At 72.0% G+C, this 14,948-nt stretch carries 17 protein-coding genes and 1 pseudogene; 7 read left to right on the top strand and 11 right to left on the bottom strand.

Annotated elements, in window-relative coordinates; all coding sequences use genetic code 11:
* Position 1: 1 nt before the first annotated feature.
* Positions 2-1,204 carry a cytochrome P450 gene (locus FHS29_RS01930; RefSeq protein ID WP_312864702.1) on the bottom strand — a complete coding sequence of 401 codons (1,203 nt, stop codon included), beginning with the start codon at positions 1,202-1,204 and terminating at the stop codon, positions 2-4.
* 251 nt (positions 1,205-1,455) lie between these two features.
* On the opposite strand from FHS29_RS01930, the gene FHS29_RS01925 reads away from it, so the two are divergent.
* From FHS29_RS01925 to FHS29_RS01900, 6 genes are all read left to right on the top strand, one after another.
* Complete coding sequence (locus FHS29_RS01925) at positions 1,456-2,166, top strand: GbsR/MarR family transcriptional regulator (RefSeq protein WP_184687598.1); 711 nt, start codon at positions 1,456-1,458, stop codon at positions 2,164-2,166.
* A gap of 117 nt (positions 2,167-2,283) precedes the next feature.
* Positions 2,284-3,117, top strand: coding sequence for a YbaB/EbfC family nucleoid-associated protein (locus FHS29_RS01920; protein ID WP_184687596.1), 834 nt, complete (start codon positions 2,284-2,286; stop codon positions 3,115-3,117).
* Positions 3,118-3,136: 19 nt separating this feature from the next.
* The gene (locus FHS29_RS01915) at positions 3,137-3,466 is read left to right on the top strand and encodes a hypothetical protein (RefSeq protein ID WP_184687595.1); all 330 of its coding nucleotides are present in this window, start codon (positions 3,137-3,139) and stop codon (positions 3,464-3,466) included.
* Positions 3,463-3,963 (top strand): WXG100-like domain-containing protein, encoded by a 501-nt coding sequence (locus FHS29_RS01910; RefSeq protein WP_312864701.1) that lies wholly within the window; start codon positions 3,463-3,465, stop codon positions 3,961-3,963. Before FHS29_RS01915 ends, FHS29_RS01910 begins: the two co-directional genes overlap by 4 nt.
* Positions 3,956-4,642 carry an IQM protein middle domain-containing protein gene (locus FHS29_RS01905; protein WP_184687594.1) on the top strand — a complete coding sequence of 229 codons (687 nt, stop codon included), beginning with the start codon at positions 3,956-3,958 and terminating at the stop codon, positions 4,640-4,642. The genes FHS29_RS01910 and FHS29_RS01905 overlap by 8 nt, the downstream gene beginning before the upstream one ends.
* A 33-nt stretch (positions 4,643-4,675) precedes the next feature.
* Positions 4,676-4,954, top strand: a complete 279-nt coding sequence (locus FHS29_RS01900) for a hypothetical protein (protein ID WP_184687593.1) — start codon at positions 4,676-4,678, stop codon at positions 4,952-4,954.
* 61 nt (positions 4,955-5,015) lie between these two features.
* Here FHS29_RS01900 and FHS29_RS01895 read toward each other — a convergent pair whose 3' ends face one another.
* Positions 5,016-5,915, bottom strand: coding sequence for a hypothetical protein (locus FHS29_RS01895; protein ID WP_184687592.1), 900 nt, complete (start codon positions 5,913-5,915; stop codon positions 5,016-5,018).
* 291 nt (positions 5,916-6,206) lie between these two features.
* Here FHS29_RS01895 and FHS29_RS01890 point away from each other — a divergent pair, with 291 nt between their 5' ends.
* Positions 6,207-6,785: a snapalysin family zinc-dependent metalloprotease gene (locus FHS29_RS01890; protein ID WP_246439767.1), complete on the top strand. Its 579-nt coding sequence runs from the start codon at positions 6,207-6,209 to the stop codon at positions 6,783-6,785.
* A gap of 161 nt (positions 6,786-6,946) precedes the next feature.
* On the opposite strand, the gene FHS29_RS01885 is transcribed toward FHS29_RS01890, so the two are convergent.
* The 9 genes and pseudogenes from FHS29_RS01885 to FHS29_RS01845 form a co-directional block, all read right to left on the bottom strand.
* Positions 6,947-8,452, bottom strand: a complete 1,506-nt coding sequence (locus tag FHS29_RS01885) for an FGGY-family carbohydrate kinase (RefSeq protein ID WP_184687591.1) — start codon at positions 8,450-8,452, stop codon at positions 6,947-6,949.
* A gap of 17 nt (positions 8,453-8,469) precedes the next feature.
* Positions 8,470-9,075, bottom strand: a complete 606-nt coding sequence (locus FHS29_RS01880; RefSeq protein ID WP_184687590.1) for a LutC/YkgG family protein — start codon at positions 9,073-9,075, stop codon at positions 8,470-8,472.
* Positions 9,072-10,469 carry a lactate utilization protein B gene (locus FHS29_RS01875; protein ID WP_184688569.1) on the bottom strand — a complete coding sequence of 466 codons (1,398 nt, stop codon included), beginning with the start codon at positions 10,467-10,469 and terminating at the stop codon, positions 9,072-9,074. The genes FHS29_RS01880 and FHS29_RS01875 overlap by 4 nt, the downstream gene beginning before the upstream one ends.
* Before the next feature lie 11 nt (positions 10,470-10,480).
* Positions 10,481-11,236: a (Fe-S)-binding protein gene (locus tag FHS29_RS01870; protein ID WP_184687589.1), complete on the bottom strand. Its 756-nt coding sequence runs from the start codon at positions 11,234-11,236 to the stop codon at positions 10,481-10,483.
* Positions 11,237-11,307: 71 nt separating this feature from the next.
* Positions 11,308-12,528, bottom strand: a complete 1,221-nt coding sequence (locus FHS29_RS01865; protein WP_184687588.1) for a cytochrome P450 — start codon at positions 12,526-12,528, stop codon at positions 11,308-11,310.
* A 57-nt stretch (positions 12,529-12,585) separates the two neighbouring features.
* Positions 12,586-12,786, bottom strand: a complete 201-nt coding sequence (locus FHS29_RS01860) for a ferredoxin (RefSeq protein WP_184687586.1) — start codon at positions 12,784-12,786, stop codon at positions 12,586-12,588.
* Positions 12,787-12,833: 47 nt separating this feature from the next.
* A complete protein-coding gene (locus FHS29_RS01855; RefSeq protein WP_184687584.1) occupies positions 12,834-13,085 on the bottom strand; it encodes a hypothetical protein in 252 nt (83 codons plus the stop codon).
* A 357-nt stretch (positions 13,086-13,442) separates the two neighbouring features.
* Positions 13,443-14,102, bottom strand: a complete 660-nt coding sequence (locus FHS29_RS01850; RefSeq protein WP_312864699.1) for a TetR/AcrR family transcriptional regulator — start codon at positions 14,100-14,102, stop codon at positions 13,443-13,445.
* A 41-nt stretch (positions 14,103-14,143) separates the two neighbouring features.
* A pseudogene (locus FHS29_RS01845) lies at positions 14,144-14,644 on the bottom strand (cytochrome P450 family protein); the annotation flags it as partial.
* Positions 14,645-14,948: the final 304 nt, after the last annotated feature.

Here is a 14,948-nt window from a genome sequence, read left to right as displayed (position 1 = left end):
GTCACCTGTCCCAGGTGACGGGAAGCCGGTGCACGCCGTAGATGAGCATGTCGGCGCGCATGGCCACCTCCTCGGCCGGCACCGCGAGGCGCAGGCCCGGGAACCTGGTGAGCAGCGCCGGAAGCGCGACCTGGAGCTCCACACGTGCCAGTTGCTGGCCCAGGCACTGGTGGATGCCGTGGCCGAACGCCACATGGCTGCCGGGTGGGCGCAGCAGGTCCAGGGTGTCCGGGTCGGGGAAGCGTTCCGGGTCGCGGTTGGCCGCGGGGATCGAGACGGTGACGGTTTCGCCGGCCTTGATCAGCTCACCGGCCAGTTCCACGTCCTCCAGCGCCACGCGGACGGTGAACGGGATGATGCTCAGGTAGCGCAACATCTCCTCGACGGCGTGGTCGGTGAGGTTCGGTTCGGCGCGCAGGGCGGCGAGCTGGTCGGGGTGGCGCAGCAGGGCGAAGACGCTCAGGGCGATCATGTTGGCCGTGGTGTCGAGACCGGCGCCCAGCAACGTGAAGCCGATGTTGACCAGTTCCTCGTCGGTCAGCTCGGTGGTGGACAGGTCGCTGAGCATGTCGTCGGTGGGCGACGAGCGCTTGGCCGCGACCAGGTCGCGGACGAATTCGAGCACCGCGAGGTAGGCGGCCGTCATCTCCTCGTGCGAGGCGCCCAGGCGGCTCAGCTCCACCGTGTGGGCCTGGAAGCGCGCGCGGTCGGCATAGGGAACCCCGAGCAGCTCGCAGATCATCTGCGCCGGGATCGGCTGCGCGAACGCCTCCACGAGGTCCGCGGTCGGGCCGTGCCGGTCCATCGCGTCCAGGTGTTCGGCCGTGATCTCCCGGAGGCGCTCGGTGAGCCGACGCATCCGGCGCACGGTGAACTGGCCGGTGAGCAGCCTGCGGTAGCGGGTGTGCCCGGGCGGGTCCATCGCGCTGAAGTTGCCCGGTGGCGCCGGTTGTGGATGCTCGGCGGAGGGCACGCCGGGGATCGGGATGTGCCGCAGTTCCGCCCGGGCGCTGAAGCGCGGGTCCGCGAGCACCTCGCGGACCAGGGCGTGGCTGGTCACGAGCCGGCCCTGGTGCCCGTCGGGGTAGGTCAGGCGACTCAGCGGACTCCGCTCGCGCAGTTCGGCGAGTCCACCGGGCGGGTCGAAGGGGCGATCGGGAGCCCGCTCGGTCGGCAGCGCGGGAACCAGGGGTGACGAGGTCACGTCGATTTCCTTCCGGATCGGTCGTCGTGCAACGCGAGATGCCGTTCGTTCACGTTCGGGAAAAAGCTATGAACGGATTCCTGGACGGTCAACGCGATGTTGATATGGATACGATGTTCTCCCAGGTGAAAGGCACTCGATTGTTGTGATGACCCTGCCCGCGAATGCAACGACCGGTGGCACCGCGTTGCAATGGGTTTGCCCTTGAACGCACACTGGAGGTACGACACCGCACCTACAGGGGAGGACGGATGCCCGGAGGGCGCCTCAGTCACGAGGACCGCCGGTACATCGCCGAGGGGCTCGCGGAAGGACTCGGGTACGCCGAGATCGCCCGCCGCCTGGCGCGGCCGACCTCGACCGTCAGCCGGGAGATCGCGCGCAACGGCGGACCGCACGGCTACCGGGCCAACCGGGCGCAGCGGGCCAGCGCGTGGCGGGCCCGTCGCCGCAAGCCGGCAGTGCGCCCGGACGCCCCGGTGCCGACCGACGGCCACGGGAGCGGACCCGGCGCGGTGCGGGAGTTCGAGCGGGAGTTCGCCGCGATGATGATCCGGACCGGGCTCCCGCCGATGATGGCCAGGGTGCTCGCCTGCCTGTTCACCAGCGACACCGGCAGCCTCACCGCCGCCGAACTGGTCGGGCGGCTCCAGGTCAGCCCGGCGTCGATCTCCAAAGCCGTCAACTACCTCGAACCGCTCGAAATGGTCAAACGGGAGCGCGACCCCGGTCATCGGCGTGAGCGGTATCTCATCGACGAGGACGTCTGGTACCGGGCGTGGCTGGCGAGCACCCGGTCCATGGCGATGTGGGCCGCGACCACCCGGCGGGGGGCCGACGTGCTCGGCCGGGGAACCCCCGCCGGCGCCCGGTTCCACACCACCAGCAGGTTCTTCGAGCACCTCGGCCACGACATGGCGCAGGCGGCGGAGCACTGGCGGCAGGAGCTCTCCGCGCGCTGAGCCGCGCGGTCTGTCCAGGGTGGACGGAGGCGGGCCGGCCGTGAATTCCGAAAACGACTACGGGCCGTGCAGCGGGTAGTACGCTCGGACGCAACTCAAGGCGGTCGGAGGTGCACTGTGGACAGGGGCCCGAGCCCCGAGCAGCGGCTGGAGGAGTACCGGCGGTCGCTCGGGGAAGACAGCGACGACCTGGGCGAACTGCCCGAGGACGACGGTCGGTTCGTCGGGCGGTCCGCGGACGGGCTGGTGGAGGTGACCGTCGCGGCGGGCCGCGTCGCGTCGGTGGCGGTGCGGCTGTCGCCGGCCGAAATCCCGACGAGCGACCTGGGCGACCACCTCGCCACGGCGGTCGACGCCGCGTTGGCGTCGGCCAGGGGCGTGGTGCCCGCGGCCACCGATCCGCTGCCGGACCTGGACGTCCTGCTGGACCGGCTCAACTCGGTCGGTGAGCAGAGCAGTCGGTTCATGCGGCAGGTCGGGTCGGCGCTGGACGACGTGATCGCCAAGGTGGGGCCACGTACCGGGATGCACGGTGACCCGTCGCCGAGCGGGGTGGACGCGTTGTTCTCCGACGCCGCGACGGCGTTGCGCACGGCGCGCGACTCGCTCGCCGGGTTCCAGGGGCCTCAGGTGACCGGCAACGGCTCCGACGAGGACCACGAGGTGTGGGTCACCATCGGCGTGGACGGCGCCGTGTCCAAGGTGGAGCTGTCCGGCGCGGTCAGGGACATGACGAGCCGGCAGTTCAACGACCGCGCCCGGCAGGCGGTCAACGCCGCGCTGGAGGACTGGACCGCCAAGCGGCGCGACCAGTCGCCGCCGGACGCCGCGGGAGCCGACTTCGGGCGGCTGGCCGCGCAGGCCGACGCGTTGCGCACGCAGAGCCTGGACCAGCTGCGCGGGTACACCACGAAACTGAAGTCGATCATGGGGAGCATCGGCGAGCCGTAGGCTCGGGAAGCGGGGGAAGGTGTCCGGGAATCTAGACCTCTCGGGTGGCACGATCGGCCAGTCGGGAGAACAGCTCACCGGCACGGCCGAGCGCCTGACGAGCGAGATCGCGTCGTTCGGCGGGCGGCTGGCCGGGTTCGAGAACGCGTTCGGCGGTGACGACCTGGGTTCGGCCATGCAGATGGTCTACGACGCCATCTCCACGGCCGCGATGGAGTGCTTCGACGACAACGCCGCCGTGCTGGCCGAGACCGGCGGGAAGCTGGTCGAGATGGGCGCGGAGTACGCCGGTGTGGAGCAGTCCAACGAAGGGCTGTTCACCGACCTGTTGGGGAGGCTCGGCCAGTGACGACCGGCATCATGCTGCCCGCGGAGCTCTCCGGGCTGCTCAACACCCTGGGCTTCAACTGGCCCGAGGGCGACGAGGGCAAGCTGTTCGACATGGCGGGCGAGTGGATCGCGTTCGGCGACCGCCTGAGCGGCTCGGTGGGCGAGGCGCACGGCCAAGCCGAGGTGGTGTGGTCGCAGAACAAGGCCGAGGCGGTCGAGCGGTTCCGGTCGTTCTGGGACGGCGACGACGCGCCGAAGAACAACCTGGACGACGGTGCGACCGCCGCCGCCATGGTGGGCGCGGGGCTCTACGTCTGCGCCGGGGCGCTCATCGCGCTGAAGGTCGCGGTGATCGCCCAACTCGTCGTGCTGGCCATCCAGATCGCCCAGGCCATCGCGACCGCCGTGGTGACCTTCGGCGCGTCGCTGCTGGAGATCCCGATCTTCCGCCAGATCACCAAGCTGCTGCTGGACCAGGCGCTGGACATCGCGATCAACGCGGTGCTCAATGGCTAGGCGCGGCGGAGGTGGCCGCGGCGGCAGCGGTGGCGGTGGCGGCAACGCGGGGATCTTCCGGCCGATCCTCCAGTGGCTGCGCCGGTCGACCCGCGGCGGCAGCGGTGGTGGCGGCGGGACCAGGCCGTCCGGGCACCACGGACGTCCGAACACGCCCGGCCCGCACACCGTGCCGCGCTACCACCGGCAGAAGCCCATGCTGGACAAGTACCGCCACGAGACGGACCCGAACCACCCGGCCAACCCGTTCCCCGGCCGGTCGGTGCGCCGCCTGTCGCCGCAGGAGCGCGAGGCGCACCGGGTGTTCGTCGACCCGAACGGCAACCTGCGCAGGGCACGTGACGGCTCGCTGTACGACACGCAGTCGGGCACCTCGGCCTGGGGCGGCCAGCGCGCGATCTTCGTCATGGACGGCAACGGCAACATGTACGCCTCCAACCACCACGCGCCGGGCCAGTTCCACCACTCGTCGCTGGCGGGCGGTCATCCCGTGGCGGCGGCGGGGGAGCTGTCGGTCACCAACGGCCGGGTCAACTACGCCACCGCGGCGAGCGGCCACTACCAGCCCGGCCCCGAGCACATGTCCAACCTCGCCCAGGAGTTCTCCCGCAACGGCATCCGACCGCCGATCTGGGACTTCCAGGGTCCGCGGCCCGGTGGCCGCCCGATGTTCGCCTAGCGCACGTCGCCGGAAACCCCGAAGGGGAGCACCATGACGATCGACCACCGCGCCGAGCTGAACTCGGTGATCTACGGCCTGTTCCGGGCACCCGCCCTGGACCGCGACACGGCGGCGAGCATGGTGGAGGCCATGCTCGCCCGCGAGTACTTCGTGGACGGTCCCGAGGCGTACTCGCGCGCCATCACCCAGGCCCTCGGGCAGCCGGACCCGGTGACGGCGGACATCGAGCCGCCGTACGGCGAGACCGAGGTCAGGGCCTTCCTGCAACTGGTCAACGAGGAACTGGACAAGGCCAAGCCCTGGGCATGACCGCCCACCCCGCCCGGCATCGCTGTCCACAGTGGACGAATGGTGGTGCCGGGCGGTGTGGTCAGGTCCATTCCCAGCGGATGCCGTACATGCCCGGCTGGGCGTCGCGCGCCGCCACCAGGGCGGTTCTCCGGTCCACCAGGTCGATCTCGCGGTCGGCCCTGGGGTGGGCCCAGGACGGCGTTTCGAAGCGGTGGCAGCGGACCGGGAGCATGGCCTGGTCGAAGGTCACCTGCAACACGTAGAGGGTGACCGGGGTGGTGAAGGCGCGGAAGTACTCGTCGTCGAAGACCGGTTGGCCAGTGGTGGTCTTGTACTCGATGGAGAACACCTCGCCGGAGCGGTAGGCGCGTTCCAGGAGCAGTTCCGCGCCGATCAGCCGGCGGTCGTGGTCGCGGCGGACCCGGCCCAGGCGGCAGCGGTCGACGGCGGTCGTGCGGACCAGGTCCAGGTCGTCCGCCGAGTCCGCGTAGTTCAGCGAGAAGCACCGGCTCACCCCGTCCCGCAGGACTTCGGCCACGGAACGGGTCCGCACCTCGCGCAGCGTCCGGTCGGAACCGACCCGGACGTTCTCCTCCACGTACAGCAGGCGGATGCCGTCGAACTTCTCCGGGCTGATCTCCTGGACGATCCGGGCGACCGCGTCCGATTCCGGCAGCAGGTCGTTCCTCGGCTGCCCGACCTGGTCCCCGGCACGGCGGCCACGCGGTCGGCGCGGTCCCAGAAGGGTGATCAGGGCGCCCGGCGGGAGGCCGAACAGGTCTTCCAGTTCGGTGACGGCGTGCAGCGAACCGGGGCGCTCCGGGCGGTTGGTACCCGACTGCCAGCTGCTCAGCGTCGCCACGGACACCGCGACCCCGCGGCGGGCCAGGCGAGCCCGGACGGCTTGCAGGGTGAGGCCGCTGCCCCGGATGGCGGATCGCAGCGCAGCGCTGAACGTCGTGCGGGCGTCTGACTCCATGTCGCACCTCCGGCACGCCCAGTTGTACCAAGCGCACTCCCCGGAAATACAGAGTTCTTCCAGAGTCGGTTCGGCGGACCCCCGTCCCGGTCATCCCACCAGCGCCGACCCCGCGCGGTCCGGCGCACCGTACGGCGACCCCTGCCGCACCGCGGACATCGCCTTGTGGCGGGACGTCCGCGCAGTACGGTGGGGCCTGTCCTGCCGGTCGGCCGGTGGCCCTGCAATCCCCGGCCGATCGTCCGAAGAGTTCGCAGGTCGACTTCCCCTGCCCAAGAAACGGAGTTGGCATTGCTTCGCAGAATTCTCACTGCGGCGGCCGGTGTCGCGTTCGCGTTGGTCGCCTTCACCGCTCCGCCCGCCTCCGCCTCGCCCGCCTCCGCGTCGAGCCTGGCGCCCCGGTCCATCACGGTCAGCGGCGGCGGCGAGTACTCGTCCTACGTGCCGCAGGCGATCCAGATCTGGAACAGCCACGTGCCCAACATCCGGATGAGCCAGGTCACCAGCGGCGGCAACATCCGCATCTACGTGGTCAGCGGCGGCGGCTCGCGGGCCTCCATCGGCCACGGTTCCGGCACCATCTACCTGGACCGGTTGCAGATCAACCAGGGCTACTCCCCGCTGCGCGTCGTCGCCCACGAGATGGGGCACTCGCTCGGTCTGCGGGACAACTACAACGGCAGCTGCACCATCCTGATGTCCGGCGGCAGCGCGGGCACGGCCTGCCGCAACCCCAACCCGAGCGCGGCCGAGGCCGACTGGGTCAACCGGAGCTTCGCCGGTGGCTTCCGCGCCGCGGACTCCGGCAAGCCCACCGAGTGGTCGGTGGACTCCTGGCCGGCCCCGGCCGCCGTGCCGGTGGCGTCCTGACGGACCTGACGAGCGGGATGTCCGGTCCTACAGGGTGGATCGGGTGCCCGGTGCCACCCCTCGGGCGGCTCCGGGGGTAGCAGGGTGCACACCCTCGCCGATGTGCGGGTGGACGGCTCGCCGGCCGTCGACCCGCACATCGGCCGTCCACCGGCCGCCGGTCAGCCCGGTCCCGCGGCGTGCTGCTCGGCGGCCAGGAAGTGCGCGATGTCGGCGGTCGCCGGGTACAGGTCGCGGTAGTGGCGGTAGAACGCGTCGTAGCGGTCCTGCTGCCGCGGATCCGGCCGCACGGTGTGCGCGACCGGGTTCCAGGTCTCGTGGTCCACCTCGTGGCCGGTGGCCAGGGCGGCGAGCAGGGCGTCGCCGAAGCACGCGCCGATCGTCTCCTCGCGGATGTACTGCGTCTGCCCGGTCACGTCCGAGACGATCCGGGTCCACAGCCCGCCGCGGGTACCGCCGCCGACCGCGAAGATCCGTTTCGGCTCGGCTCCGGTGCCGCGCATGGTTTCCAGGTTGTGCCGCACGCCATAGGCGGTGCCTTCGAGCGCGGCCCGGTAGATCTCGGCGCGGCCGTGCGAGAGGGTCAGCCCGGCGATGACGCCACGTGCGGACGGGTCGAAGACGGGCGTGCGCTCGCCGGCGAAGTACGGCAGGACGAGCAGTCCGCGGCTGCCCGCCGGCACCTCGGCGGCTTCGGCGGTCAAGGTGGTGAAGTCCGCGCCCACCAGCTCGCGGAGCCAGTCGGTGACCGCGCCGGAGGTGGCCATGCCGGCGGCGAGGGTCCGGGTGCCGGGGAAGACGCCGCTGGTGGTCCACAGGCCGGGGTGCGGCCGGGCGGAGTCGAGCACCTGGACCAGGAACGTGGTGGTGCCGTACATGACCATGACGTCGCCGGGTTCCCGCACGCCGATCCCGGTCGCCTCGGCCCAAGCGTCGATCGTGCCCGCGGTGACCGGAAGTCCCGCGGGCAGGCCGGTTTCCGCGGCGGCCCGCGCGGTCACCACCCCGGCCACCTCGGTCGGCCAGAGCAGTTCGGGCAGCCGGATCCCCGGAGCCACCACCCGCGCCCAGTCGGTCGCCCAGGTCAGCGCCCGCTGGTCGTACATCGGGTCGCACTGGCTCGCCGAGTGGTGGTCGAGCACGTAGCGCCCGGTCAGCCGGTGCACCAGGAAGGAACCGGCCATCAGCAGCAGTTCGGTGCGGCGGTGGACGTCCGGCTCGTGCCGGGCCAGCCAGCGGATCTTCGGCCCCACCGCCTGGCTGGACAACGGGGTGCCGCCGCGCCGCAGGATCTCCTCGGCGCCCAGCTCCCCGGTCAGCTCGGCGATCTCCACCTCGGCGCGGGTGTCCACCCCGTACAGGATCGCCGGGCGCAGCGGGGTGCCCGAACCGTCGGCGGGCAGCAGGCAGGGACCGATCCCGCTGACCGCCAGCCCGGCGAGTGGCCGGCCCGCCGCGGCGGTGGTCAACTCCCGGCTCAGCGCCACGAAGTCCGCCCACCACACGGTTTCCGCGTCGTGCTCGACCCAGCCGGGGCGCGGCATCGAGGTCCGGTGTGGCCGGCTCGCCCGTGCCAACACCTCGCCGCGCGGCGTCACCAGCACTCCCTTGGAGCTGGACGTGCCGATGTCGATGCCCAGCAGCAGACCGCCACTCCCGACAGCCACGTCGACTCCTCACCCGGTCAGCGGGTCACCACCACTTCGAGGGTACGGGGGCCGTGGACGCCTTCGACGCGTTCCAGTTCGATGTCGCTGGTCGCCGAAGGGCCGCTGATCCAGGTCTGGGTCCGGACGCCGGCCAGGGCGGTGACGGCGTCGGGGACGCCGGCGACGACCTGCTGCCGGCGGACGACGACCAGGTGGTAGTCGGGCAGCAGGGTGAGTGCGCGGATGCCCTGGTCCGGTGCGTCGTGGTCCAGCACGATGGTGCCGGTCTCGGCGATGGCGACGTGGCAGGCGGTGATCACCGCGTCGGTGCCCTCCAGGGCGGCACTGTCCACTCCGGACCGGATCGCGTCCGGTGCCCAGGCGGTGGGAACACCCGGTGCCGCCACGACGTGCCGTGCGCCCCGGCGCCGGAGGGCCTCGGCGATGGTGTCGGCGAGGCCCGCGGCGGACGTGAAGTGGACCACGGCGCGGTAGTCGCGCAGGCGGTCGGCGAACCGTTCGACGTCACCGGGTCCGAGGCTGCCCGAGCGGCGGTAGTCGCGGGGGACGGGCGGTGCGGGCGGGCGGTGGCCCAGCGCGGCGGTGATGCGGGCGAGGATCTCGCTGCGGGCGGTGCTCATCGGGACTCCCACCAGTCGCGGAAGGTCTGCTGCGGCGGGCGCGGCAGGTCCCGCGTGTCGGTCCACGCGGACAGCGGCGGCGGGAGTCGTCCGATGCGGTCGCGGCGGCGGCCCAGGGCACGGCCGAGCCTGCCCGCGCGCAGCAGTCGGCTCCAGCGCCCGGAGTCCGACATGGCCCACGCCACCGCGCGCATGGCGGCCGACTCCGCGTTTGCGGCTCTGACGTCGACTACCTTCTCCCGCAGGTGCACCAGCATCGACGGGATGTCGATGGCGACCGGGCAGACGTCGTAGCAGACGCCGCACAGCGAGGACGCGAACGGCAGCGTCTGGTTGTGCCGCACGCCGGTGAGCTGCGGGGACAGCACCGCGCCGATGGGGCCGGGGTAGACCGAGCCGTAGGCGTGGCCGCCGGTCCGCTCGTAGACCGGGCACGAGTTCAGGCAGGCCGAGCAGCGGATGCAGCGCAGCGCGGCGCGCCCGGCCGGGTCGGAGAGCGTGGCGGTACGGCCGTTGTCGACCAGGACGACGTGGCTGGTCTGGCCTTCCGCGGGGCCGGTCCACACCGAGGTGTAGGGGTTCATCCGCTCACCGGTGGAGGAGCGGGGGAGCAGTTGCAGGAACACCTCCAGGTCCTGCCAGGTGGGCACCAGCTTCTCGATGCCGACGACGCTGACCAGGGTGCGCGGCAGGGTCAGGCACATCCGGCCGTTGCCCTCCGACTCGACCACCACCAGCGCCCCGCTGTCCGCGACGGCGAAGTTGGCGCCGGAGACCGCCACGTCGACGGTGGTGAACTTGTGCCGCAGGTAGCGGCGCGCGGCCTCGGCCAGCGCGCGCGGGTCGTCGGTCAGGTCCGGGTCCACGCCGGGCATCTCGCGGCGGAACAGGTCGCGGATCTCGGCCCGGCCCTTGTGGATGGCGGGCACCAGGATGTGGCTGGGCTTGTCGTCACCGAGCTGGACGATCAATTCGGCGAGGTCGGTCTCGACCGCCCGCACGCCGGCGTCGGCGAGGGCGTCGTTCAGGCCGATCTCGGCGGTCGCCATCGACTTGACCTTGATGACCTCCGCGGTGCCGGTGGCCTTCACCAGACCGGTGACCACGCGGGCGGCCTCGTCGGCGTCACGGGCCCAGTGCACGGTGGTGCCGCGTTCGACCAGCGCGGCCTCGAACCGCAGCAGGTAGGTGTCCAGGTCGGCCAGGACCGCGTCCTTGATCGCCGCCCCGGACGCCCGCAGCTGCGCCCAGTCGGGCAGTTCCGCGACCACGGACGCGCGCTTGGCGCGGATGGTGCCGGTGGCCTTGGCCAGGTTGCGACGCAGCTGGGCGTCGCCCAGGGCGGCGCGCGCGGCGACGGGGAACGGTTCGCCGACCAGGTTGCGGGCGGGCATGCCGAGGAACGTCACCGCGACGCCACCTCCGCCGGGTGGTCCGCGGTACCGGCCAGGACCTGCGACAGGTGCAGCGGGCGGACACCGGCGCGCAGCCTGCTCAGCCCGCCGCCGATGTGCATCAGGCACGACGAGTCGCCGGCGGTGAGCACGCGCGCCCCGGTGGTGAGCACCGCCGACATCTTGTCGGCCAGCATGGCGGCGGACGTGTCGGCGTTCTTGATCGCGAATGTGCCGCCGAACCCGCAGCACGTGTCGGCGGCCGGCAGTTCGACCAGGTCGATGCCCCGCACCGCGCGCAGCAGCCGCAACGGCCGGTCGCCGACGCGCAGCACCCGCAGCGAGTGGCACGTGGGGTGGTAGGTGACCCGGTGCGGGAAGTACGCGCCGACGTCGGTCACGCCCAGGACGTCGACCAGGAACTCCGAGAGTTCGTAGGTGCGCTTCGCGACCCGGTCCGCGGCGTCGGCCAGGCGCGCTTGGCCGTGCGACCGGGCCACGTCGGCGTGCTGGTGGCGGATCGAACCGGCGCAGGAACCCGACGGCGTCACCACGACGTCGGCGTCGGCGAACGCTTCGACGTGGTTGCGGATGACGGGCAGCGCCTGGCGGGCATAGCCGGTGTTGACGTGCATCTGGCCGCAGCAGGTCTGCCCGCCCGGCACGACCACCTCGTGGCCCAGCCGCTCCAGCAGGGCGACGGTGGCCTTGCCGACCTCCGGGAACAGCCCGTCCACCAGGCACGTGACGAACAACGCGACTCTCACGACGTCCACCCTAGGTTCTGTGGTCCGACCACACCGAGGGGCAGGCGATGGACGCGCGCTGCCGTACCGCGCTACCACGTCACGGGCAACTCGTACACGCCGTAGACGAAGCCGTCGTGCTTGAACGGGACCTGCTCGAAGTCGGTGGCGAGCCGCAGGCCGGGAAGGCGTCGGAACAGGGTGCGGTAGACGAGTTCCAGCTCCAGCCGGGCCAACGGCTGGCCCAGGCACTGGTGGACGCCGAACCCGAACGCGATGTGGTGGCGGGCGTCGCGGGTGATGTCCAGCCGGTCCGGGTCGGGGAAGGCGGCGGGGTCGCGGTTGGCGATGTCGTTGGGCATGACCAGGCCCTCGCCCGCCCGCACCACCTGCCCGGCGACCTCGATGTCCGCCGTCGCGAACCGGCGGCGCCCGCCGTGGGTGATGTTGAGCAGGCGCAACAGCTCCTCGACCGCCCGGGTGACGACGGTCGGGTCGGCGGAGTCGCGCAGCAGGGCCAGCTGGTCGGGGTGGCGCAGCAGCAACAGGGTGCTCAGCGCGATCATGTTGGCGGTGGTCTCGTGCCCCGCGACGAGCAGCAGCACCGCCATCTCGGTGGCCTGCCGGTGGGTCAGCTCACCGGCTTGGACCCGCGCGCTCAGGCCGGACAGCAGGTCGTCGGCCGGGTCGTCCAGCTTGGCCGCCAGCAGCCGGCCCAGGTACTCGGCCAGCGCGCCCAGCGCCTCCGCGCGCTGCTCGCCCGTGGAGCCGCGGTGGACCAGCGTCCTGGTGCTGCGCTGGAAGAAGCCGTGGTCGCGGTAGGGCACGTCGAGCAGGTCGCAGATCACCAGGGACGGGACCGGCAGGGCGAACGCCTGGACCAGGTCCACCGGCCTGGGACCGGCGAGCAGCGCGTCGACCGCCTCGTCGATGATCCGCTGCACGGCGGGGCGCATGGCCTCGACCTTCTTCACCGTGAACGCGGCGCCGACCATGCGGCGCTGCCGGGCGTGCTCGGGGTCGTCCAGGCCGATGAAGCCCAACGACCCGATGCCGGGCGCTTGGCGCGGGTAGTCGGGGTGGGCCATCTCGGCGCTCACGCGGGGATCGGCGAGCAGGGCGCGCTGGTCGGCGTACCGGGTGACCAACCACGGCGTGCTGCCGTCCCATAACTCGACCCGGGCCAGCGGGGTCTCCCGCTGGAGTTCGCGCAGGACGGGCGACGGGTCGAACGGGCAGCCCCGGGCCCTGGGCATCGGGAAGCGGGGGAGTCCGGCCGTGCTCTCGGCGGTGCGGTCCGACGTGCTGGTCATGGTTTCCTCCCGGTGATGTCTGGGTGCGGTTCCGGGAACCTGCCTTCGACAGAAGGCTCACGCGCCCCCGTCGAGCGTGATCGCCGCCGCCGGGCACACGTTGGCTGCGTCGCGCACCGCGGCGTGCAGGTGTTCGGCGGGCTCAGGGTCCAGCAGCAGCACCACACCGTCCTCGTCTCGCTGGTCGAACACGTCGGGGGCGGTCAGCACGCACGAACCCGCGCCGCAGCACTTGTCCTCGTCCACGGTGATCTTCATGTCCCACGTTCCTCTCCGTTGCGCTCGTGGTCACCCGCCGCTGGTGGTCACCCGCCGGTCGCGGTGACCGGGGCCGGCCACAGCCCGGTGATCGCGTCGACCAGGCCGGCGCCCATGTCCTCCCACGTGTTCCCGCGCACCGGGGCTCCCTCGGCGAGTGCCCGTTCGCGTTGCGCGCAGGTGTGCGACAGCAGGTTGCGGGTCATGTCGCCGCGTTCGAGGTGCACCGGCAGCGGCAGGGAGGGCAGGCACCGGTTGAGCCCGTCGCCCCGGCCGGCGGGTTCTCCGGTCCGGCGCACGGGCAGCGGGACACGCCGCGTTCGGCGAAGAGCCGCTCCGCCGAAGTCAGGACCGACTCACGGGCCACCGACACCCGCCCGACCCCCGTCACGTCAACGCGCCGGTCCGGCGACTGGTCCGCCCGTCCGCACGGATAAGCCGATCGGGTGCGGCACCGGGATCCGGTGATCGGGTTCGTGGTCGACCTGACCGCGTGCCACTGCGTCCTCCTGGAGTCGGTGCCGGTGAATCCAGCTAACCGATTGCCGGAAATTGAGTCAAGCAACTGACTTAGTCATTGCGCGGAGCACACCCTCGGCCATCTCGCGCGGAGCACGCCGGATCCGCCCAACTCGGTGGCAGGGCGTGGGGAACCGCTACGGACGCCCGACGACCGGGGCGGTCAGCAGACCGGTGATGGCGTCGGCCAGGCCGGTCGCGGTCTCCTCCCAGGACGCCCTGGGCGTGGTGCCGCCGTCGGCGAGGGCGCGTTCCCGTTCGGCGCAGACGTGCACCATCAGGGTGCTGACCATGTCACCGCGTTCCGCGCGCACCTCGGCGGGCAGGTCGGGCAGGCAGCGGTGCAGACCCTCCACGACGCGCCGCAGCGACGGCGTCGACAGCGCCTCCTCGACCATGACGCCCCGGAACGCGGGATCGGTCACGACCTGCGCGCCGAACCGCGCGAACCAGGTGGGGTCGCCCAGCGAGGCCAGGTGGGTGGTGACCGGGCGGACCAGGCAGCCCACCCAGGTGCGCAGGTCCGCCGAACTGCCGGCGGCGTCCACCAGCTCGGTGCGCAACGCCTCGATGTGGTGCGAGTGCCTGCGCACGATGGCGCGCACGAGGTCTGCCTTGGTGCCGAAGTGGTAACCGACGGCGGCGTTGTTCCCCTGTCCGGCGGCGGTGCTGATCTGGCGGTTGGACACCGCGTACAGCCCCTGCTCGGCGAACAGTCGTTCGGCCGTGTCCAGGATCTGGCGGCGGGTGGCGCCGACCTGCTCGGCCCGTGGGGTCCTGTCGACGTCGGTCACCACGGTCACCACCGTACCGGCACGTCGCGCAGCCCCCCGACCACGTGGGAGAACCGGTCGCGGTCGGCGTCGGGGACGCCGAGCAGGTGGCAGATGACCCACACCGGCAGCGGGAAACCCAGTGCCGCCTTGAGGTCGGCGGGTTGTCCACTCGCGACCATCGCGTCGACGAGCCGGTCGGCCATCGCCTCGATCTCCGGGCGCAGCGCGTTCATCCGCCTGACGGTGAACCACCGCGCGACCGCCTGCCGCCACTTCCGGTGCCCCTCGCCCGAGTCGGGGAGGACCGAAACCGCGTTGAACACGCCGCCGGACTCGTCGGCGGAGATCCGCGCGGCGTCGGGGGCGGACAGCGTGCGGGAGAACCGGGGGTCCGCCAGCACCTGCTTGACGTCCGCGTACCGGGTCACCAGCACCGCCCGGTCGCCGCTGGGCAGGGTCACCGGAGCCACCGGGCGGCCCTGCCGCAACCCGGTCCACTCGGCGGGCGGTTCCAGCGCGGTCGGGTTGGCAAGGGGGTAGCTCGGCACTTCCTCGGACTCCACCGACGGCCTCCTCGCAGCGGGCTTGCGTCCTCGCCAGTGAAACGAGGCCGTCGATATAAGTCAAGCGACTGATTTAAACGCGCGAAGAACCGAAGCGCGGGGCTCCACAAGGGACTGCTCTGGGTAGTACTTCGGTTACGGACAGTTCACCCCGATGGGGCATGGTCGCCGTCGGGTCCTGCCGTCAGGCTCTGATCGGAAGGCGTGCGGGGGTGCAGTCGCGGCAAGCGCCGACATCGAGCGGCGGTGCTGCCGGTCACGGAGCAGGAGCCCCCGAGTGCGCCCGTCCGATGTGGATCCCGCC

Source organism: Saccharothrix tamanrassetensis (assembly GCF_014203665.1).
Taxonomy (GTDB): Bacteria; Actinomycetota; Actinomycetes; order Mycobacteriales; family Pseudonocardiaceae; genus Actinosynnema; species Actinosynnema tamanrassetense.
This window is presented reverse-complemented; position numbering and strand designations above follow the sequence as displayed.